The 20,983-nt window shown below is 39.8% G+C and carries 19 protein-coding genes; 2 read left to right on the plus strand and 17 right to left on the minus strand.

Going from position 1 to position 20,983, the window contains the following annotated elements:
* Window positions 1–137 precede the first annotated feature (137 nt).
* Entirely contained in the window at window positions 138–392 is a 255-nt protein-coding gene (locus EE116_RS07405; protein ID WP_122873861.1) for a hypothetical protein, read from the minus strand.
* Window positions 393–438: 46 nt separating this feature from the next.
* On the minus strand, window positions 439–1,779 hold the full coding sequence (radA, locus tag EE116_RS07410) for a DNA repair protein RadA (protein WP_122873862.1): 1,341 nt from the start codon (window positions 1,777–1,779) through the stop codon (window positions 439–441).
* A gap of 174 nt (window positions 1,780–1,953) precedes the next feature.
* Here radA and brnQ point away from each other — a divergent pair, with 174 nt between their 5' ends.
* Entirely contained in the window at window positions 1,954–3,285 is a 1,332-nt protein-coding gene (brnQ, locus tag EE116_RS07415; RefSeq protein ID WP_122873863.1) for a branched-chain amino acid transport system II carrier protein, read from the plus strand.
* Window positions 3,286–4,490: 1,205 nt separating this feature from the next.
* Here the strand turns inward: brnQ and EE116_RS07420 are convergent.
* On the minus strand, window positions 4,491–6,035 hold the full coding sequence (locus EE116_RS07420) for an inorganic phosphate transporter (RefSeq protein WP_122873864.1): 1,545 nt from the start codon (window positions 6,033–6,035) through the stop codon (window positions 4,491–4,493).
* A 130-nt stretch (window positions 6,036–6,165) separates the two neighbouring features.
* On the opposite strand from EE116_RS07420, the gene EE116_RS07425 reads away from it, so the two are divergent.
* A complete protein-coding gene (locus EE116_RS07425) occupies window positions 6,166–6,603 on the plus strand; it encodes a GatB/YqeY domain-containing protein (RefSeq protein WP_122873865.1) in 438 nt (145 codons plus the stop codon).
* A 391-nt stretch (window positions 6,604–6,994) separates the two neighbouring features.
* Here EE116_RS07425 and EE116_RS13120 read toward each other — a convergent pair whose 3' ends face one another.
* From EE116_RS13120 to rplI, 14 genes are all read right to left on the minus strand, one after another.
* A complete protein-coding gene (locus EE116_RS13120) occupies window positions 6,995–8,257 on the minus strand; it encodes a methyl-accepting chemotaxis protein (RefSeq protein WP_122873867.1) in 1,263 nt (420 codons plus the stop codon).
* Window positions 8,258–8,267: 10 nt separating this feature from the next.
* On the minus strand, window positions 8,268–8,771 hold the full coding sequence (locus EE116_RS07440; protein ID WP_002947680.1) for a PAS domain-containing protein: 504 nt from the start codon (window positions 8,769–8,771) through the stop codon (window positions 8,268–8,270).
* A gap of 24 nt (window positions 8,772–8,795) precedes the next feature.
* The gene (locus EE116_RS07445; protein ID WP_122873868.1) at window positions 8,796–10,043 is read right to left on the minus strand and encodes a type II secretion system F family protein; all 1,248 of its coding nucleotides are present in this window, start codon (window positions 10,041–10,043) and stop codon (window positions 8,796–8,798) included.
* On the minus strand, window positions 10,040–11,797 hold the full coding sequence (locus tag EE116_RS07450) for a GspE/PulE family protein (protein ID WP_122873869.1): 1,758 nt from the start codon (window positions 11,795–11,797) through the stop codon (window positions 10,040–10,042). Before EE116_RS07450 ends, EE116_RS07445 begins: the two co-directional genes overlap by 4 nt.
* Before the next feature lie 40 nt (window positions 11,798–11,837).
* Window positions 11,838–12,737, minus strand: coding sequence for a transformation system protein (locus EE116_RS07455; RefSeq protein WP_122873870.1), 900 nt, complete (start codon window positions 12,735–12,737; stop codon window positions 11,838–11,840).
* Complete coding sequence (locus EE116_RS07460; protein ID WP_122873871.1) at window positions 12,730–13,551, minus strand: ATP-binding protein; 822 nt, start codon at window positions 13,549–13,551, stop codon at window positions 12,730–12,732. The genes EE116_RS07455 and EE116_RS07460 overlap by 8 nt, the downstream gene beginning before the upstream one ends.
* On the minus strand, window positions 13,541–15,142 hold the full coding sequence (gene mshL / locus EE116_RS07465; RefSeq protein WP_122873872.1) for a pilus (MSHA type) biogenesis protein MshL: 1,602 nt from the start codon (window positions 15,140–15,142) through the stop codon (window positions 13,541–13,543). Before mshL ends, EE116_RS07460 begins: the two co-directional genes overlap by 11 nt.
* Window positions 15,120–15,548: a hypothetical protein gene (locus EE116_RS07470; RefSeq protein WP_163028044.1), complete on the minus strand. Its 429-nt coding sequence runs from the start codon at window positions 15,546–15,548 to the stop codon at window positions 15,120–15,122. The genes mshL and EE116_RS07470 overlap by 23 nt, the downstream gene beginning before the upstream one ends.
* Window positions 15,527–16,177: a type 4a pilus biogenesis protein PilO gene (pilO, locus tag EE116_RS07475; RefSeq protein WP_122873873.1), complete on the minus strand. Its 651-nt coding sequence runs from the start codon at window positions 16,175–16,177 to the stop codon at window positions 15,527–15,529. The genes EE116_RS07470 and pilO overlap by 22 nt, the downstream gene beginning before the upstream one ends.
* A complete protein-coding gene (locus EE116_RS07480) occupies window positions 16,177–17,688 on the minus strand; it encodes a hypothetical protein (RefSeq protein WP_122873874.1) in 1,512 nt (503 codons plus the stop codon). The genes pilO and EE116_RS07480 overlap by 1 nt, the downstream gene beginning before the upstream one ends.
* A 107-nt stretch (window positions 17,689–17,795) precedes the next feature.
* Window positions 17,796–18,665 carry a GTPase Era gene (era, locus tag EE116_RS07485; RefSeq protein ID WP_122873875.1) on the minus strand — a complete coding sequence of 290 codons (870 nt, stop codon included), beginning with the start codon at window positions 18,663–18,665 and terminating at the stop codon, window positions 17,796–17,798.
* Window positions 18,662–19,984 (minus strand): HslU--HslV peptidase ATPase subunit, encoded by a 1,323-nt coding sequence (gene hslU, locus EE116_RS07490; RefSeq protein WP_122873876.1) that lies wholly within the window; start codon window positions 19,982–19,984, stop codon window positions 18,662–18,664. Before hslU ends, era begins: the two co-directional genes overlap by 4 nt.
* A 7-nt stretch (window positions 19,985–19,991) precedes the next feature.
* On the minus strand, window positions 19,992–20,525 hold the full coding sequence (gene hslV / locus EE116_RS07495) for an ATP-dependent protease subunit HslV (protein ID WP_002945207.1): 534 nt from the start codon (window positions 20,523–20,525) through the stop codon (window positions 19,992–19,994).
* On the minus strand, window positions 20,526–20,972 hold the full coding sequence (gene rplI / locus EE116_RS07500) for a 50S ribosomal protein L9 (protein ID WP_002945216.1): 447 nt from the start codon (window positions 20,970–20,972) through the stop codon (window positions 20,526–20,528).
* Window positions 20,973–20,983 lie beyond the last annotated feature (11 nt).

The raw sequence follows: 20,983 nt of genomic DNA on the forward strand, positions 1-20,983 counted from the left end.
ATTTATATTTTGCCCAAGTATGCATAAAATTTAAACATCTCAAGTTTTGCCGTTTTTGCGTTTACTTTGGTTTTGATTTTACCGTAAATTTAAGCGTTTTAGGTTTTTGTATCGACTTTAAATTTTGGGGTAGTTTATTAAAAATCTCCGCTTTCGCCAAATTTAACGCTAGAACCTAAAATTTTGCAAACCAAGTCTAAGATTTCTAAATTTACCTCGCTCGCGTATTCGTCGATAATCTTAAAAACTTCTTGCCTCACGTCTAAGCAGCTATCTGCGTGAGTTTTTGCGTATGTTGCGCTAGCGATTTTAGCTAGCGCAAAAGTATCTATATCTTTTTGTCTCATAGCCGTTTTTAGCGTTTTTGAGAGCTTCCATTTTAGATTTTCCATATTTTTCCTTTTGCGTTTTTGCGGCGCGGGTCTTTGCGGCTAAATTTTACATCCACTCCAAAACCTGCGTGATGTCGCCGGCAACGAAGCATTTTAGCCCCTGCGCGTCAAGCGGCTTAGAGGGCACGATCGCGTTTTTAAATTTCTGAGTTTTGGCCTCTTTTAGGCGCTGATCGAGGTTAAATATCTCGCGAATCTCGCCGTTTAGGCTAAGCTCGCCCATAAATACGCTCTCTTTGCTGATCGGACGATTTTTAAAGCTGGAAATGATCGCCGCGACTACGGCTAGATCGGCTGCCGTTTCGCCGATCTTGACTCCGCCGCTCACGTTGATGAAAACATCGTAGTGTCCTAGCGGGATCTCTAACTTGCGCTCAAGCAGCGCTAGTAGCATATCTAGGCGGTTTTTGTCAAAGCCCGTGGAGCTGCGCTTAGGATACGCGCTCTCGCACACGAGTGCTTGTATTTCGACGCTAAGCGCGCGCGAGCCCTCCATCGTGATAGTGATAGCCGAGCCGCTAGTGGCCTTGCCTCGCGTGAAAAATTTGCCCGCGACGTCGTTGGCGCTGATTAGCCCGTTTTGGCTCATCTCGAAAATTCCCACTTCGCTAGTCGAGCCGAATCGGTTTTTAAAACCCCGTAGCATACGCAGCTCGCGGCTGGAGTCGCCTTCGAAATAAAGCACCACGTCCACCATATGCTCCAGGATGCGCGGTCCTGCGATCGAGCCGTCTTTTGTGATATGGCCGATGATAAAGACGCAGATATTTTCGTTTTTGGCTAGGCGCATTAGCTCGAAGGTGATCTCGCGCACCTGCGACACGGAGCCCGGCGCAGAGGCGATTTTTTCGCTGTAAAGGGTCTGTATAGAGTCGATGACGAGGATTTTATACTCGTTTTTACGCACTTCGGCGAGGATATTTTCGAGTAAAATTTCCGTGAGCAAAAAGAGTCCTTCTTTGACCGCGTCTAGGCGCTGGGCTCGCATTTTGATCTGGCTCGCGCTCTCTTCGCCGCTCACGTACAGCGTCTTTTTGCCTTGAGCGGCGAAATTTGATGCGATTTTTAGCAGCAAGGTGCTTTTACCGATGCCTGGGCTTCCGCCGATTAGCACCAGCGAGCCTTCCACGACGCCGCCGCCAAGGACTAGGTCTAGTTCGCTATTTTGCGTGCTGATGCGCGTGATTTTTTCTATTTCAACCTCGCTGATTTGCTTTGCGAGACTTGGTTTTGCGGTGCTTTTTGAGATCTCTTTTAGCGTTTCGATTTGCTGCGCGTTTAGTTCTAAAAAGCTATCCCAAGCTCCGCACTGAGGGCATTTGCCGACCCATTTGCTCTGCTGATTGCCGCAGGCTTGACACTCAAATATGGTTTTAGTTTTTGCCATTTTTTTCCTTTGCGCGATTATACTTTAAAATGTTTAAATTTTACTCCGGCTGCGCGACTAAATTTCAAATCGAAACACGCGCACGCGAAAAATGAGCAAATTTAACTCAAATCAACGGAAATTCAACTTTATCTAAATACAATTTGTCAAATTTAAAACTAAAATGGAGCGAAAATGAAACAAAAGCTTAGCAAGAATCAGTTTTTAGTCATCTCGCTCACGCTTTTTGCCATGTTTTTTGGTGCGGGGAACTTCATCTTTCCGCCAAATTTAGGGCGAGAGGCTGGGCAGAATTTTTACGTCGCGATTATGTTTTTCTGCGCTACGGCAGTGCTTTTGCCGGTGCTTGGCGTCGCAGCGATCGCTAGAGCAAAAGGGCTTCAAAGCCTAGTTCGCCGCATAGATCCGGTATTTGCGGTGCTTTTTACGGCGCTTTTATACCTTACGATCGGACCGCTTTTTGCGATACCTCGCGCGGCGAATATGCCTTTTGATATCGCTGTTAAGCCGTTTATTGCGGCTGAAAATTTGCAAATTTGGCTATTTTTCTACTCGGCGGCGTATTTTGCGTTAAATTATTACGTCTGTATGAATCCGTCAAAACTAGTCGATCTACTCGGCAAATATCTAACTCCGCTACTTTTGGCGCTTATTTTGCTGCTTTTTGGAGCGGGATTTTTGTTCCCGATCGGCGAGTTCGTCGCTCCTAGCGGAGACTATGCGCAGCGCGCCGCAGCTAAGGGCTTTGTAGAGGGTTATCAGACGATGGACGCGCTGGCGTCGCTGGCGTTTGGTATCATTGTGATAAACGCTATCAGAACCGTGGGCGTAAAAGACGAGCGCCACTTGGTTTCATCGACTATAAAAGCCGGCATGACGGCGGGCGTGATTTTGATGGCGATTTACCTGATGCTGGGCTACTTGGGCGCGACGTCGGCGGAGCTTTTTAAAGATGCGCCGGAGATAAATGGAGCCGAGCTGCTATCTCGCATTAGCGGTCATTACTTCGGTAAAGCAGGCGTTTTGGTGCTAGGTTCTGCATTTTTCCTAGCTTGTATCACGACGACGCTGGGGCTCATAAGCTCTGCTAGCGAGTACTTCGAGGAGCTAACGGGCGGACGCGTCAAATATAAAATTTGGGTTGCGGCGTGGTGCTTGATCGGCTTTGGCGTGGCGAATTTCGGCCTCACGACCATCATCAAGGGCTCGATCCCGGTGCTCATCGCCATCTATCCGATCGCCATTATGCTCATCATCCTTTCGCTCATCAACCCGCTGATCGACTCGAGCAAGCTTATCTACCGCACCTGCGTCTACGTCTGCGTGGTCGTCGGCACGATAAACGGACTTGATATTGCGGGCGTCTCCGTGCCGCTAGTGACGGATCTCGTCAAGGAAATGCCGTTTTACGATTCGATGCTGGGCTGGATCGTGCCTAGCGCAGTTGCGTTTGCGGTTACTTACATACTGCACCTTGTGCTAGAAAAAAGAGAAAATACTTTTTAACCGCTAGCGGCAAAGCGCCGAGCTCGTAAGAGTTCGGCGCGCCGTCAAATTCCCCGTGCGTCTAAATTTACCCAGCCGTCAAATTCCCCGTGCGTCTAAATTTACCCAGCCGTCAAATTCCCCGTGCGTCTAAATTTACCCAGCCGTCAAATTCCCCGTGCGTCTAAATTTACCCAGCCGTCAAATTCCCCGTGCGTCTAAATTTACCCAGCCGTCAAATTCCCCGTGCGTCTAAATTTACCCAGCCGTCAAATTCCCCGTGCGTCTAAATTTACCCAGCCGTCAAATTCCCCGTGCGTCTAAATTTACCCAGCCGTCAAATTCCCCGTGCGTCTAAATTTACCCAGCCGTCAAATTCCCCGTGCGTCTAAATTTACCCAGCCGTCAAATTCCCCGTGCGTCTAAATTTACCCAGCCGTCAAATTCCCCGTGCGTCTAAATTTACCCAGCCGTCAAATTCCCCGTGCGTCTAAATTTACCCAGCCGTCAAATTCCCCGTGCGTCTAAATTTACCCAGCCGTCAAATTCCCCGTGCGTCTAAATTTACCCAGCCGTCAAATTCCCCGTGCGTCTAAATTTACCCAGCCGTCAAATTCCCCGTGCGTCTAAATTTACCCAGCCGTCAAATTCCCCGTGCGTCTAAATTTACCCAGCCGTCAAATTCCCCGTGCGTCTAAATTTACCCAGCCGTCAAATTCCCCGTGCGTCTAAATTTACCCAGCCGTCAAATTCCCCGTGCGTCTAAATTTACCCAGCCGTCAAATTCCCCGTGCGTCTAAATTTACCCAGCCGTCAAATTCCCCGTGCGTCTAAATTTACCCAGCCGTCAAATTCCCCGTGCGTCTAAATTTACCCAGCCGTCAAATTTATTATGTTTACTGAATTTAATTTGCGAATACATAAATAAAAAATAGCTTGCTAAATTTTATAAATTTTAGTTGCAAGAGCCTTTATTTGATTGTTTGAGTTTGTTGTAAAAAATCATTTGTCGTTTTGTTGGCAAGGCAGACATTATCGTTATAGACATCAAATTTAAGCAGTCAGCCCAAAGGCTTAGAATTATATAAAACCATAGTTTAAATAATACCTGAACGAAACTAGCTTAAATTTACCGAGTACTGCTGTGACTTTATGGTAAAATCAAGACCAACTTTATAAGTTTTGGCAAAACAAATCGGCCAGTTACGGCTCGCAAATAGTCGAATTTACAAGCCTAACATAGTCTTTAGAAGCATGTAAATAAGTGCTGCCGAGCAGCCTGCGATAGGTAACGTGATGACCCATGCGAGCACGATAGGTTTGACCATTTTCCAGTTGGCGTCGCGGTTTAATATACCGATACCAAGCACCGCACCAATGAGGATGTGCGTCGAGGAAACGGGGATGCCTAGCTTAGTAGCTAGCAGGATAACGGTACTAGCGGCTAGCTCGGCGCTAAATCCGGTCGTCGGTAGGATCTCGGCTAGTTTGCTGCCGATCGTGGTTATAACCTCTTTGCCTAGAAACCAAAGCCCCACCACAAGCGAGATGCCAAACGTCACCATCGCGATACCAGGTACGGGTGCGGTGGCGTTTATGGAGCCTGTTTTTAGTACGTCTAGGATCGCGGCAAATGGACCCACGGCGTTTGCTATGTCGTTGGCGCCGTGAGAAAATGCAAACGAGGAGGCCGTAAATATCTGAAACCATGAGAAAATGCGGTTCGTGCTCTTTTCTGCGTTATCTTTTTTCATCACGTTTATCATCGCAAGCGTTGCGAGATATGTGACGATACCTATGACGCAGATGATCCAGATCGTGCCGATGAATCCGATGTCGAGATTTAGGTGTGCTAGGCCCTTAAATAGCATCATCGAGGAGATGATGATCGCGCCGATGCCTGCTACCATTGGGATGTGTTTGCGCATGGCTTTTGACGTGTCGATCTCTTTTTCGCGCTCTTTCATGGCTTTTATAGCGAGCTTGTATTCGCTGCGTTCGCCGCTTTCGACGTCGTCCTCGTCAAGGACCGCGATCTTGCTTAGTATCCTTATCTGCTCGCTTTCGGGTTTTGTTTTTAGCTCTTGTAGATAGCGCTCTTTGTAGGCTTTACGCTCGCGTTTTAGTACCTTTAGCTCAAGGGTAAATTTGCGAGTAGGAATCAAAATTTTAGATTTTATGTAGCCGTAAATGAAGTAAGAAAGGATGCCTCCTAGTAGCGGCGAGATCACCCAGCTAACGGCGATCCTGCCTATCTCGCCCCAGGAAACCATGGCTAGAGCTTTATCTCCGCCCATCGTCGTAAAGCCCATCGTAAGTCCGGCGCCAACGATGCCGCCTACGATCGAGTGCGTCGTGGAGATGGGTAGGCCCTTTTTAGACGCGATAAAAAGCCAAATGCCCGAGCTTAAAAGTGCCGACATCATAATCAGCACGAAAAGCATAGGCTCCGTGCCCTCCTGCGGGAAGCTCACGATGCCCTCGCGGATGGTTTTCGTTACCTCGCCGCCGGCAAATATTGCGCCGCTAAGCTCGAAAATAGCGGCTATAACTAGGGCTTGCTTTATCGTGACGGTCTTGGCGCCTACGCTCGTGCCAAAGGAGTTTGCGACGTCGTTGCCGCCGATGTTAAACGCCATAAAGATACCGAAAATACTAGCGATACTAAAAAGTAAAAAGTGATGAGTCGGGATGTACTGATAGCCCCAAACGAAAAATCCAAACGCGGTAATTATAAAGATCGCAAATGCAAAGAGATTGTCGCTTCTCAAGCAAGTCCTTTTAAAAATGAATGGCTAATTATAACTATATTTTTCTTAAGCAAGCCAAATTTAGGCGGTTTTATTAGCTTTAAATTTTAGCTTCGTTATAATTTGCCTACTTAAATTTAAAGGAGAAAAAATGACGATTAGAGAGCAAATTTTAGAGGACATCAAGACTGCGATGAAAGAAAAAGACAACTTTCGCCGCGATACGCTAAGACTCATAAACTCGGTCATCAAACAAGTCGAAGTCGATGAACGCGCCGAAATGACCGACGAAAAGGTGCTACCGATCCTACAAACCCAGATCAAACGCCGCATGGACTCTATCGAGCAGTATAAAAACGGCGGCAGGGACGATCTGGCGCAAAACGAGCAAAAAGAGATCGACATCATAAACGGCTATCTACCGAAGCAACTAAATGCAGACGAGCTAGAAGCCCAGATAAAAGAGATCATCGCAGGACTAGGCGATGGCGCAAATATCGGCACAGTAATGAAAGCAGCCAAAGAAAAAATCGGCGCTAGAAGCGACGGCAAGAGCATAAGCGAGTGCGCAAAAAGGCTGCTGGGCTAAATTTGGCATCTAAATTTGACCGAATTTGCTTTGGGATTTGGTCAAATTTGAGGTGAGGGCAGGCTGGCCTTAAGTTGGTTTGCCTTTATGAAATTTGACGCGACATGGCAAATGATTGTTGCGTTTTGGTCATATTTGGAGAGTTTATAGCGTGCGGCTTGTGATTGGCGCGAAGTAAATTTGCTAAGTTTGCAACACCTAGTATAAATTTTGCCGAAGCCAATTGTATTTATAGAGGATGCAAATTTGCTCTAGAGTTTTTGACGATGCAAAGCTTTCAAAAATGGGTTTTGGTAAAATTTTATAGAATGAATTTTTGGTTTAAAGTGATGCAAAAGAGCAAAATTTGAACCAAATATTTTTTTAGATTCGGCTCAAATTTCGCATAATCTTACTTTACGCTTTCTTCTATCGTCGCGTCTATTATCTTAAATATCTCACCGCTTGCTTGTTTGACTTTAGCAAATCTATCGACGAATTTTTGGATATCGTTCATATTGTAACCATTTTTTGAGTCGTCTAGGTTAGCTTTTACCAGATCGCTTATTTGTTTTGCCGGGACGCTTGCCTTCTCAAAGCTTTTTGAATTTGCAAAATATGCCGCCGCGCTCTCGTACCATGCGTTTAAATTTTTCGTTTGTTTTTGCATATTTTCGTCATCGCCTCTTTCGTTAATAACGTTTCCGTATGCGGTCTGTAGATATGTCACTCGGTTGATCTTACCGATGATGCCGATGGTTTTGTTTTCGACGTATTTTGAGATTTTTGCACTTTGCGTCGCGCCTTGGCTAAATACATTCACGGCATCTCTAAATTTAGACACGCTTACGTTTGCTACTTGCGCTATTTGAGTGATTTTGTTGGAATTGTCGTTTAGGTCGTTTGTTTGTTGTTGCAGAGTTTGGATATTTATGCCGATTTCGCTTGTAGCTTTTTGCGTATTTTCGGCAAGCTTTCGCACTTCGTCCGCGACCACGGCAAAGCCTCGCCCATGCTCGCCGGCACGCGCCGCTTCGATAGCAGCGTTAAGAGCGAGTAGGTTTGTTTGCTCGGCGATATCTTTGATCAAATTTACGACCGATGAGATTTCCTCGGTTCTGTGGGTTAAATTTTTAATAGCTTCGGTAGACTCTGTGATAAGGTGCTCTAGGTTGCCCATATTTTGGCTAAGTTCGCTTACGGCCGACATGCTTTCGTTGGCCTTTACCGAAGTATCTTGCGCCATAGTTGAAATTTGGGTTAAATTTTTAATGCTTTGATTGAGGTCGTTTTGTACTTCTAAAATACCGTCGTTTCCATTACCGAGCTCGCTAAATTTTTCAGATAGTATACCTCTAGTTTTACCTTTCTGGCCGGCTTTTATACCCTCGACGCCTTCGCTCATGGAAATAGCATTGGTTCTAAAAAGACCTCGAAATCCCTCTGCAAAAATATTTCTATAAGTTATCCCGCTTTCGGCCGATTTTACGCAAGTGCCCATTTCTCTTTGCAAAGCTTCGATTTGATCGAGCAAATCGTTTATACCAAGTGCTATTTTGCCGATTTGAGAGTTTGGATCTATTTGTAAAATTCTAGGTTCCAAAAAGCCGTTTCTAGCCTGTTCGACCACATTTAAAATTTCATCGTAATTTACTTTTTCTTTTTTAAAAAACATGATTTTCCTTTTATAATCTTTGTAAGTCGTTCATTAGCTCGTCATAGCTCTTGTTTTTTTCTTTTAAAATATTATCAAGAAGCTTAGATGAGGCTTCCATGCCGCCGCTCTTTTCAGCTTCCAAGAGCTGCCTGTAAAGCGGGATAATGATTTCTAAGGCTTTTGGATTTGGTTTTCGTCTAACCGAATAATAACCGATAATGTTGCCGTTTTGATCAAGAGAAGCGGTAACGTTTGCAAATACCCAGTAAAATGAACCGTCAAAGCTCTTGTTTTTAACATAGGCAAAAACCTCTTTTTTATTTTTTACGTACTCCCATAAAATTTTAAAAACAACGCGCGGCATATCTGGATGCCTCACGATATTATGCGGTTTCCCGATCAACTCATTACCTTTTGCGCCGACTATTTGAGCAAAAGGGATATTGCAATAAGTTATTTTTCCCTTCGTATCGGTTTTTGAAACCAAAAACGCATCTGCACTAACTTGACGTTCATGTAAATTATTTTGCATTTCTTTCCTTAATTGTTGTTTTAATTATCGTCCTTGAACTGCATTTCCAAGATCCCACATAGGCATAAAAATACCAAGCGCCAAAAGTATAACCATGCCCGCCATAAATAAAAGCATAATTGGTTCCACATAGCTTGAAATATTATCAACCAGGTCGCTAAATTTAGCTTTGTAATAATCGGTTACTTTTTCAAGCATCGCATCTATTGCACCGCCTTTTTCGCCTGCGCTTAGCATCTGAATAAGCATACTCTCGTAAAGTTGAGTATCCCGAAAAGCTTCTGTCAAGGATACGCCTCTTTGAACAGCAATCTTGATTGTGGCAAGCTTATCGTGTATGTCTTGGTTTTCTACCGTTAAAGTTGCCGTCTCAAGTGCATCAGCAATTGGAATACCTGCTCTTACAAGCTCGGTAAAAATAAGATTAAATCTGTTCATTGTTGAGTAGAATATAATTTTATTGATTAGATAAACTTTTAGCATAAATTTGTCAAATTTATACTTAAAATCATCATTGCTTTTGTATAAATATCTGATAGCATATATTATGGTTATAAAACCGACTAATATATATAAACCGTAATTACTTAATGCACTCTCGATAGAAAGAAGAATAATTGTAGGAAGAGGTAGTTTAGCTCCGAGTTGTTCAAATATCTCCCTAAACTGAGGAACCACAAATATCATCAGTATAATAAAAGCTATCGCCATAGCAGACATTACTATAATCGGATATCTGAGAGCTTTTTTAAATTTTCTCTGATTTTCCCAAACTTCCTGTAGAATATCTGATAGTTTATGGAGCGACTCTGACATATTACCTGTGCTTTCGCCAAGCTTTACCATAGCAATAACTACGTCACCAAGTTCACCTTTAAATTTGGTTATGGCATCGGTTAGACTTTGACCTTGGTTGAGATCATCGTTTAGGGTTGCAAATATGGCCTTAAGCCTTTTGTCTTCTGTTGATTTAGATACTTCCTTGATGCTGTCGTGGATTGAAATTCCTGCATTTGTCATAACGCTTAATTGCCTAAAGGCAGCTATTAAATTATTTATTTTTATTTTTGAACCGCCTAAAAGGACTGATGCCTTGCTTATCATGTCAGCGAATTGTTCTTCTAGCGGGATGCTTTTTGTTTCTCCTACCTTTACTATTACGCCAGCTTTTTTTGTTTTTGCTAAGGCCTGCGCCTCGCTTCTGTTGTTTGCTTTTAAGGTCATCTTCTGGCGACGACCGTTGGCCATATACTCAACTTCAAAAAATTTCATACCTTAGCTACCCTAAATACTTCATCTATCGTTGTTACGCCCCTTGCGGCTCTAATAATACCATCTTTAAACATATCTATAAAATGCTCTTCGTATGCTACTTTTTTTATTTCCTCTTTTGTAGTGCCGTTTGCTATCATCGCTGAAATTCTATCGCTTATCGGTAAAACTTCGCTTATCATCTCTCGCCCTACATAGCCAGTTTGAGAACATTGATCGCAACCGACATGTTTATAAAACTGATAATCTTGTGGCAAGAAGTCTTGAAATTGTTCATGTAAATTTGGCGGTAAAACGGTTTTTTGTTTGCAGTTTGGACATAGTTTTCTAACAAGCCTTTGGGCCTCTATCGCCACCAATGCGCCGCTAATTAGATACGGTTCTATTCCCATGTCAGCGATTCTCGTTACGGCGCTTATCGCATCATTTGTGTGAAGCGTTGAAAATACCAAGTGGCCGGTAAGTGCAGCTTGGATAGCTATACGAAGAGTCTCTTGATCTCTGATCTCGCCTATCATTATGATGTCTGGGTCTTGCCTTAAAATGGATCGAAGAGCTGAAGCAAAGGTAAGTCCGACTTTTTCATTTACATGGACTTGCTGGATCATATTTAGCTGATACTCTACTGGATCTTCGACGGTTATTATTTTTGTCTCTACACTTTTTATATCATTTAATGCAGCATAAAGAGTTGTTGTTTTACCGGACCCAGTTGGCCCCGTCACTAATATAATGCCGTAAGGTGCTTTCATTGCTTTGTTAAATTTATCAAAAGTACTTGGATGCATACCTAAATTTTCAAGACTAATTAGAACTTTTGATTTATCCAAAATACGCAAAACTATGCTTTCACCGTGTAGTATCGGCAATGTTGAAATACGAAAATCATACTCTTTGCCTGCTACTTGAGCCGAAAAACGACCGTCCTGCGGCTTTCTTCGCTCTGCTATATCCATATTCGACAGTAGCTTCATGCGCGATACCAGGGGTGGAAAAAGGTCTTTGTCAAAAATAAAAAGCTCAGCCAACATACCGTCGATCCTGCCTCGCACGACACAGTTTGTAGTAGTAGCTTCGATATGTATATCGCTTGCACGACTTACTATCGAGGTTCGTAAAATAACTTCGATCAATTTTAATATGCCGGAGCTATTTTCATTTGTATTTCCACCTACTACCGCAGAGGAAGATAGCTCCTTTCTGATCTCGGTAACTATGCCTTTTACGCTATCATTTAGCTCTATTTTACTTAAATATTTATCTATTTTGGATGGATCGGTTATAACTATTTTTAAGAGCTTTCTATTAAAAATAGATTGCAGTCTATCTTGCGCAGACATGTCAAATGGGTTTTTAAAAGCAACATAAACAGCAATTTCATCTTCCTTGATAGGTAGAGCGCTATAGGTTTTTAAATGATTTAAAGGAGCTTTTTCACAAAGTTTATAGTCTATATCGATATCATCCAAATCAACATACTCAAGTTTAAATTTGGCTGCAATATACTCTAAAAATTTTTTTAAATTTATTATGAAATTTTCAGTTATTTCATTGATTGTAATGCGTTGTTTTTTATATAATTCACCTATAATATCATATATATTTTCCGTTGATAAATTTGGCGCTTGCTGTTGTATGGCATGCTCAAAATCTACATTTTCCTTTAATAGAGATAATATATTTTGATATTGGATATCGGTTATTAAATTATTTTTTAAGATAGTTGTCAAAAAAAGTTCATAAAATTTATTCATTATATACCTTTACAATTTATAAAACAATAATACTTTTACACTATAATGCCGTATCGTCTTCTATTTGTCTCATTAAATCCTCAATATTTGCAGAATTGGCCTTGTCGTTATATATCTTAAGGACGCTTATAGCATCGTCTTTTTGCTTTAGGTTATATTTCGACTTTGCAAATATTATCCAGCTCTCTTCGTTATTGCTATCAAGTTCATTTGCTATCAATGCCCATTTTTCACTATTTTTATAGTCTTTAACATCATAGTATCTTCTTGCAATAAGCAGTGCAATGTCAGAGCTATTTGATTTTTCAAATTTTGCTGTTAATTCATCTACCGAAACTTCAGAACCAGAAGATTGTATTTGGAATTTGTTTATATTTTGCAAGCCGCTAATACTCTTTGCGGGTATATATTTTTCAGAATCAAAATTTAGTTTTTCTTCTGTTGGAGTGGCTACTGCCACTTGTTTTCCGCCAATATTTTTTTGAGTATTGCTAACTCTCTGTGTATCTTGTTGTATATCGCTTGCATTTACCCAGCCGTGTTGCTGAATTTCTGTATTTATATTATCTGAGATATCTTCGTTTGCAATGCTACTATTTTGCGTGTTTGGCGCGCTTTCGGTTCCGCCAAAATTATCAGAATTTAGCAATGTATTATTACTTGGATCGATTTTCTGCTCAGGCTCAACATTTTCAGAATGCTTTATGGTGTCTTTATTGCTTTTTCTAGCATCGTTACTAATTGTAGTACTGTTGTTATTACTTATTAGTGAATCTTTTAATAAATAAAAAGTAAGCGATGACACAGAAACAGATATGGCTAAAACAGCTGAAATAGCATATATATAGTTTTTTTTATCCGAAAACTTAAACTCTTTTCTCTTTTTGTCGTAGGCTCTCCATCGCCTTTCTAGCTCCAATATCTCATATGTTTCAAGCATCTATAAGCTCCGATTTGATGGCTGCCATCTCTAAAATTTTTGTTACCATTTTGTCACCGCCTATTATAGTTGGTTGATTTGCATCAAAATATTCGTAAAGTTCAAAAATATTAAACATTAATTTATTTAGCATTCTTAAATTTCCCTGGCTTAATTCATTTAGAAGACGAAATTGTTCTTCGGTAAATTTTAAAAAAATATAAAAAAACTGACTATTTTGTAACTTATTTTCCAAATAAACTTTCATCTCCTCTGTATCGATAGAGCCCATCTCTATACTTTCCCAAACTCTTGACTTAAAATAATCTCTCGATAGTACATCTTTATCAATCGTTTCGTGCGTGGCAAAAACAAATTTAAATAGACCGCTATCTGACATTATACGAATTTTTTCTAGTAAAATCTCAGGATAAAGCTGTGATTCATCAAGAATAACTATTACTGGTTTTTTATCTTGACTATCTTCGATTTTAGCTTCGTATATTTTAATAAACTGCTCATAGCTTTCAATTTTTTCCTGAGACTCTTTTTTAAAAATTCCCTCATATAGTGATTTTACAAATTCTGATTCATTAAAAAAGGGATATGGAAAAAAAATAATGTCACTACGATCTTTAAGATCGCTTACGATTTTTTTTAGCAAAAATGTTTTTCCGCACCCAGGCTTGCCGTAAAATAAAATTAACTTGGCAGGCTTTTGTAACAAATCTAAAATTTTTTTATATGCAATAATAGACTTATCTAAATTTATGTAGTTATTTTCTTGTGCTACATCAATAAATATATTTTTTAGAGTAGTATATTTATTGCTCATACGTTGACCTCGAAAAACCTAAATCTTTAAGAGACTGATTGATTGGTGTAGCGTTTGATGTGTCAACTATTCTTGGGGTTATAATAAATACAAGTTCTGTTGTCCTAAGATTGTCTTTTGTGCTTTTAAATGCATGTCCAAGCACAGGGATGTCTCCCAAGAATGGTACCTTTGTATTTTCCTTGCCTTTAGACTGAGCTATAAGCCCACCTAAAACGATTGTATCACCGCTATTTACCTGCACAACAGTAGAAAGCTTTTTTTGTATAGTATCTGGTGCGATTTCTCTTATGGTTGTGCTTTGTCTAACATCATCTTCATTGTATTTGAAGCTGCTAAGAGATGGATTAATACGGAGCATAATCTTATTATCGTCTGAAACCTCCGGTAAAATGTTAAGCAAAATTCCTATAAAAACAGAATATTGCTTATAGGTTATAGTGGTTTTACCATTTAAGGCGTTATTGTTTTGGCTTTCTTCCTGAACTCTATAGTTTACATTATCTCCCACGGAAATTAGGGCCTGTTGATTATTTAAAGTTGTAATTTTTGGGCTTGAAACAACTTTTGTTCTCCCATTTGTTTCTAGAAAATTTAAAACGCCGTCTAAATTAAAATTAAAACCTGCAATCAAATTCATGCTTTGAGAAAAACCACCGCCAAGACCGTTTCCTCTATTTGACCAAAATAGGTCATTTGCCGGAATCATTCCATATGTTCTACTTAAAGTGGTCGTAGGATTACCAGCGGCGTCTTGTCCCACTGTTTCAGTTACGCCAGTTACAACCGTACGATTGTATAATCCGGTTTTAAAACCTATATTAAATTTACTCCAGTCAACACCTTTTGTGTAGCTATTGGCAAGCTCTACAGATATTATGGATACGTCTATGACTACTTGTTTTTTAAGTCTTTCTTGAATATCTTTAATGTATTCAGAAACCCTTCTAAGCTGTGCTGCTGTGCCGGTTACAGTGACTAATCCTGCATTGGCATTGATGATAGGATCTGGTGCAACGATACTTTCTGTCGTATTGTTTAGTATTGCTTTAATCTCAGTATCTAATTTTTCCCAAAAATCAAACTTTTCAACTGTCCTTATAATATTATCAAGCTTGCCACCACCCTTAGTAATATCTGTAGATCCACTATCTTCTTCTCTCTCTCCTACTTCTATTGGGGCAGAATCAACAGAGGCTTTCGTTATAGCGGTTCCTTCTCTTATAGATGTTATATAATCAATTTTAAAAGTTTTTGTCTGAAGGGATGAAATTTTTAATATATCTTGAGAAAAAGTATAGCTCATATCTTTTTCAGATAGCAAAAGGCTAAAAATTTCATTCAATGTTTTATCTTTTATATTGATTCCAAAAAGAGGTTCGCTTATGGCGTCTTTAGCAAATTGATCTTTTGTAACAACACTAAAATGACACATATCGGATAGTTGCGTCAACACCTCTTGAACTGAAACTTGTTCATTAATTTTAAGATTAAAAACCCTTTTTTCGCAACCATTGCCATATGCTGATGTTAACGATATTGCAGCTATGATAGATATTTTAAAAAAATTATTTAATTTTAATAATGACATTTTTATTTGCCCCTTTTGTTAAATTTAAGTCAATTTTTTCATCTTTATTTGCTAAAGTAATACTTTTGGATCCAATTTTTACCAGTTCATATTCACCTATTTTATCTTTTACCCGATACCAATGTCCGCTAATTTTAGCTTTGTTGCTAAATATTGCTTGTAAATCAAAAGTTTGATTATCCGAAACATTATTGTTATTTTCAATGCTAACAGCTTTTGTTTTTAAAAAAGGATCAGATATGGTTTTTAGTTCGGATTCATTTAAGCCTTTACGTTGCTCATTTATCGCGCCGAATAACTGATTATAATGCTCTATCTCTTCTTGAGAATTATCCGCCATGGATATAGAGCAAAATATCGCTAAAAAAAACAAAGCACAAGTTTTCATTGATATTTCATCCCCCATATATAAATTCCCATATTTCCTCTTAGTTTGCCATTTGTAGAATTTATATCTATATTATTCACATCTACTACCAATTTAGATTCTTCAATGGCATTTATGTAACTTATGATATCTCTATAATCACCGTCAACAGATATGTTTATATCAAGTACTTGCTCTATTTTCTGAGCATTAGGTTCTTTAAATGTATTTATTATTTTTGTTATTTTTACATTATTCTTATTTGCTAAAAATGCTAAATTGTCTAAAAAATCAGCCCAACTCTGTTCGTTAAAAATTAGATATGATAGCTCTTTTAACTTATTATCAAAATATTGATTCATGTTTTGGACATCGGCAAGCTTATTTTGCTGTTGTAATAACTCATTTTGTTTTTTATTTATCATAAAATTTCTATCGTCACCTTGGCTAACGGTACTCAAATAAGAGTTTACCTTGTTTAGATCCTGGGTTATTCGATCATTTTCTCTTATGGATTCATCATAGTAATTTTGCGCATATGGTATTACCGCATAGTATGCTATTGCAGCAGATAAGAAAAAAGCAACAATTAACATCATTGTTACTTCGCTAGGTTTTTTTTCGTCAAAGTAATTATCTATTTTTGTAAGTGTATTATCTTTTTTCATCATTTAATCTTTATAGTAACATTTGTTTCATATGAAGGTACTCCATATTTTTTATCTAATAAAATTTCCTTTGTTAATATAGAGTATTTCTCTGAAGTATTTACATTTTGCATCAATTCCGTTAACTTTTTTTCATCTTTGCTTACTAACGTAACTTTCATGTCTCTATTTGAGTTATTTATTCTTGCGGTTTGTATATCTTTGTTGTTTATTAGATTGCTGAGCTCAAATAACACAACGCCCTTCATCGGATAACTAACTTTTTTATCATAAATTTCTTTAATAGTGTTTTTTCTAAAATCAATTACAACTTGCTCTTCCTCGATAGATTTTGATACACCTGAAATTTGTTGTTCAAGGGCTGCTATTGCCCCTTCTATCCTTATTTTATCAGCATTATTGATTTCATATTCGCTTTTTTTATCAGCAGTGTCTACGTCGGTAATAATTCCTGACACATAAAGATACAATGGATATAGTAATCCAATTAGTAGTCCAAGTAGTGTATATAGTATTAATTTACCGCTATTGCGTTGAAATAGTGGTAGTGGTCGCAGAAAATTGGAAAAGTTAAAATCATTTTCTTGCGTTTCTTTGTAATATTGTGAATTGATTGCCATAATATTGTGAATATTATCAACTTCAACTTCTTTTGAATTTATGGCAATATTTAGATCAAGGTAATTAGTGGGTATACTTACTTTCTCTTGTATAAATTCTGCAAAATTACCCATTTTTACATCAGTTACTAAATTTATATTTGAAACATTTGATCCTAGAAAGCGACTTAAACTATTTATTAAATCTCCTATGTAATAGGAAATCTCATCAAATATTTCAACTATAAAATCCCTACTTCTATCATCTTGAGTATTTGTTCCATTTTTTATGATATTTAAAAAAACATTATCATTTAGCTTATCGCCACTTAAAGTAGCAAATTTCTCGCTAATATTTTTTATTGAATACCTAAGTGGTCTTGATTGAACATACTCTCCGTTTTGATAAATAGCTATAAAAGCATCATCATCCTGCAACACCACGAAGGCATCGGTATTTTGGGCTGAAAGCATATTTTTTTTATAAAGCGCATGAAACATTAGCGGGGCAGCCACCACATAGTCTATATATGGAATTTTTTTAAGAGCCAAAGAGAATAATTGATCGGTTGATAAAATGTCAGATATAAATACGTTAAAAATTTTAGTTTCAGACGATATGCCTAAAGTTTCGTTATACACAATTTTATACTCAGAAGACGGATCTAGACCAAACTGCTCATAAACCTTGATTGTTATTAAATTTGATATATCATCCTCGTCTGTTGATAGCGGTATTTCTACACTACCTGTCATCATGTCTTTATATTTGATGTATGACGTAAAAAAGCTATTTTTATTTGCTTTGCTTAGGTCTATTTGGGAAACTTTATTACCTGAAAAGGCATATGAAGTTTGCAAATACGGATCATGCGTTACTATGTTTGCTACTTCATTTTTATTTTTTGCCATTTTTAAGCATCCTTCAATATAAACTTCAAATTCTAAGTTAGTTTTGCCCTATACTAGGCAACTTGCCGCATTTATTATACCATAAAAATATATGACTTAATAATTATTTATAAAATATTCAAGCTTTTTATAGTTTTTTCGTCTTTGCGCCAGTCTTTTTTAACGACTACAACGAGCTTCACGAGGATTTTTTGACTGGTAAAATTTGATATTAACTTTCTTGAATTTATCCCGATTCTTTTGATGGTTTGACCATTTTTTCCGATAATCATAGATTTATGTATCTCGCGTTCGGTAATTATGGTGGCATAAATTTCAGTTATTTCAGGTTTTTCTTTGACTTTGTCTATGAGCACGTCGGTAGAGTAGGGGATCTCGTCGCTTAGATTATCATAGAGCGCCTCTAGGATAAATTCACGAAAAATTTCCTTTTCATTTGTCGGCGTTAAGAATTCTGGATCATAAAAATACTCGTGTTCTGGCAAAAGCTTGCAAATTTCATCCAAAAGCGGCTTTTTGTAGGTTTGCTTTTTGACGCTAAAAGGTAAAAGCGCTGTAAATTTATCTTGAAATTTTTGATATTGTGCGATTTTTTCAAGCACTTTAGCGTTTGAGACTTCGTCAACCTTGGTGAGCACCAAGATGTGTGGTTTTTGCGGATTTAAATTTAGAAATTTAACGTAGTCGTCTATGCTGTCGTGAATGGGTGCCAAAAAGACAATAGCATCGCAGTCGCCCATCGATTTTATCGCTTCGTTTATCATGAGTTTATTTAGCGTCTTGTTGCTCTCGTGAAGTCCCGGCGTATCGGTAAAAACGATCTGATCCCCGCCGTTCATCACGATACCGCTGATCTTGCGCCTCGTGGCGTTTTGTTTGTGCGAGACGATGGTGATTTTCGCATCAAGCAAAAAATTTAAAAGGGAGCTTTTGCCTGCATTCGTGCGACCGATGATGCTAACAAAGCCTGATTTCATAAGATATATCTCGCTAGATCCTGATCCTCGACGACGTCTGAGAGACGCTTTTCTACGAGAGCTTTGTCTACTTCTACCGTTTCGCCGCCGTGCTCGTTGGCCTCAAAGCTGATATCCTCTATCACGCGCTCGATCACGGTGTGTAGGCGTCTAGCGCCGATATCTTCCATTTTTTCGTTGGCGTTTTGAGCGATTTTTGCGATAGCTTTTATAGCGTCATCCGTAAATTTAAGCTCCACGTTTTCGGTTTTTAAAAGCGCTTCGTACTGCTTAAGTAACGAATTTTTAGGCTGAGTTAAAATTTGATACAGCGCATTTTCATCTAGGCTATCAAGCTCAACTCTCAGCGGGAAACGCCCCTGAAGCTCCGGGATTAGATCGCTTGGCTTGCTGATGTGAAAGGCGCCGGCGGCGATAAAAAGGATGTGATCGGTCTTTATGGCGCCAAATTTGGTCGTCACGGTCGAGCCCTCCACGATAGGTAGCAAGTCGCGCTGTACGCCTTCTTTGCTCGGATCTTGTCTGCCCGAGTTTCCGGAGCTCACCGCGACTTTATCGATCTCGTCGATAAAGATTATGCCCTCGTTTTCGGCTCTTCGCACGGCCTCGGTTTTGATGCTCTCCATATCTAAAATTTTATCGCTAGCTTCGTTTTTGAGCGCCTCTTTAGCGTCTTTTACTTTCATCTCTTTTTTGACGGTTTTGTTGCTTAGGCCGATGATTTTGACGAAGCTCTCTTGCATTTGCGCCATATCGGGCGGCACGTTTGCTCCCGTGTCAAAGCTATTTTGTACGACTTCTATCTCAATACTTAGATCATCTAGATCGCCGTTTTCTAGCCTACTCATCATCTTTTCGTAGCTTTTTTCATAGTCGACTTTTTTATCTTCGCTCGCACCCGTCGGTAGAGGCGGCAGGAGTTTTTTTATTATCTTATCTTTTACGTATTCGTCGATTTTCTCACGGTTTTTCTCGCGCTGTTCGGCTTTGACCAAATTTACCGACGCAGCCGCCAGATCGCGCACCATACTCTCCACGTCGCGTCCGACGAAGCCAACTTCGGTGTATTTGCTAGCTTCTACTTTGATAAACGGCAAACCCATCATCTTTGACAGACGCCTTGCGATCTCGGTTTTACCCACGCCCGTCGAGCCTATCATCAGGATATTTTTTGGCATGATATCGTCTTGCATCGTTTTATCTAGCTTCATTCTGCGGTAGCGGTTTCGTAGCGCGATGGCGATGATCTTTTTGGCGTCCTTTTGCCCGATGACGTAATCGTCTAAAAATTTCACTATCTCTTTTGGGGTTAAATTCATCTTTTCTCTATTCTAAAACGTAGGTTTTTATGTTCGTGTTCGTGTAAATGCAAATTTCGCCCGCGATCTTTAGACTCTCTTTTACGAGCTCCTCTTCGTCGATCCGGGCAAATTTATCCAGCGCGCGAGCTGCGGATAGGGCGTAGTTGCCGCCGCTTCCGATGGCGGCTATCTTGCCGTCTTCAGGCTCTACGACGTCGCCCGTCCCGCTTAAAAGGAAAATTTTCTCTCTATCAAGCACCAGCATCATAGCTTCTAGCTTGCGCAGATATTTATCCTTGCGCCACTCTTTGCTAAATTCGATCACTGCTTTTAGCAGATCGCCTTTGGCGTGATCTAGGTTGTTTTCAAACATATCAAAGAGATTAAACGCGTCCGCGGTGCTGCCGGCAAAGCCCGCCAGGACCTTGCCGCCGTGGATCTTGCGGATTTTTACCGCATTGCCTTTTAGCACCGTGTTGCCAAAGCTCACCTGTCCGTCGCCGCCGATGACCGATTTGTTCTTGCCTTTGTAGGCTAAAATGGTAGTCGCGTGAAACACTTATTCACCCTCGACGTCTAGTTTTAGCGTGGCGCGCACGGCATGGCCGAGTTTGACGTCCACTTCGTAGATGCCTGTCGCTTTTATCGTATGCGCGAAGTCAAACGCCTTTTTATCTACGACTAGATGATGATTTTTTTCTAAAGCTTCTGAAATTTCATCCTTCGTTACCGCACCAAATAGCGCTCCGTTTGCTCCGAGCGGCTTTTTAACCTTGAGCGTGATTTTTTCGATCTCGGATTTTAGCTTTTCTATATTTGCGATCTCGTATTTTAGCTCCTCGGCCTTGCGTTTTTGTTCGGCTTCGTACTGGCGCAAGACATCTGGAGTCGCAGCTTTAGCAAAGCCTTTACCGATTAGGAAGTTATTTCCGTAACCTTCTTTTACCTCTTTGATTTCGCCGGCTTTTCCGAGCGATTTTACGTCTTTTATTAGTAGTACTTTCATTTTTATCCTTT

It is taken from the genome of Campylobacter showae (assembly GCF_900573985.1).
Classification (GTDB): domain Bacteria; phylum Campylobacterota; class Campylobacteria; order Campylobacterales; family Campylobacteraceae; genus Campylobacter_A; species Campylobacter_A showae_E.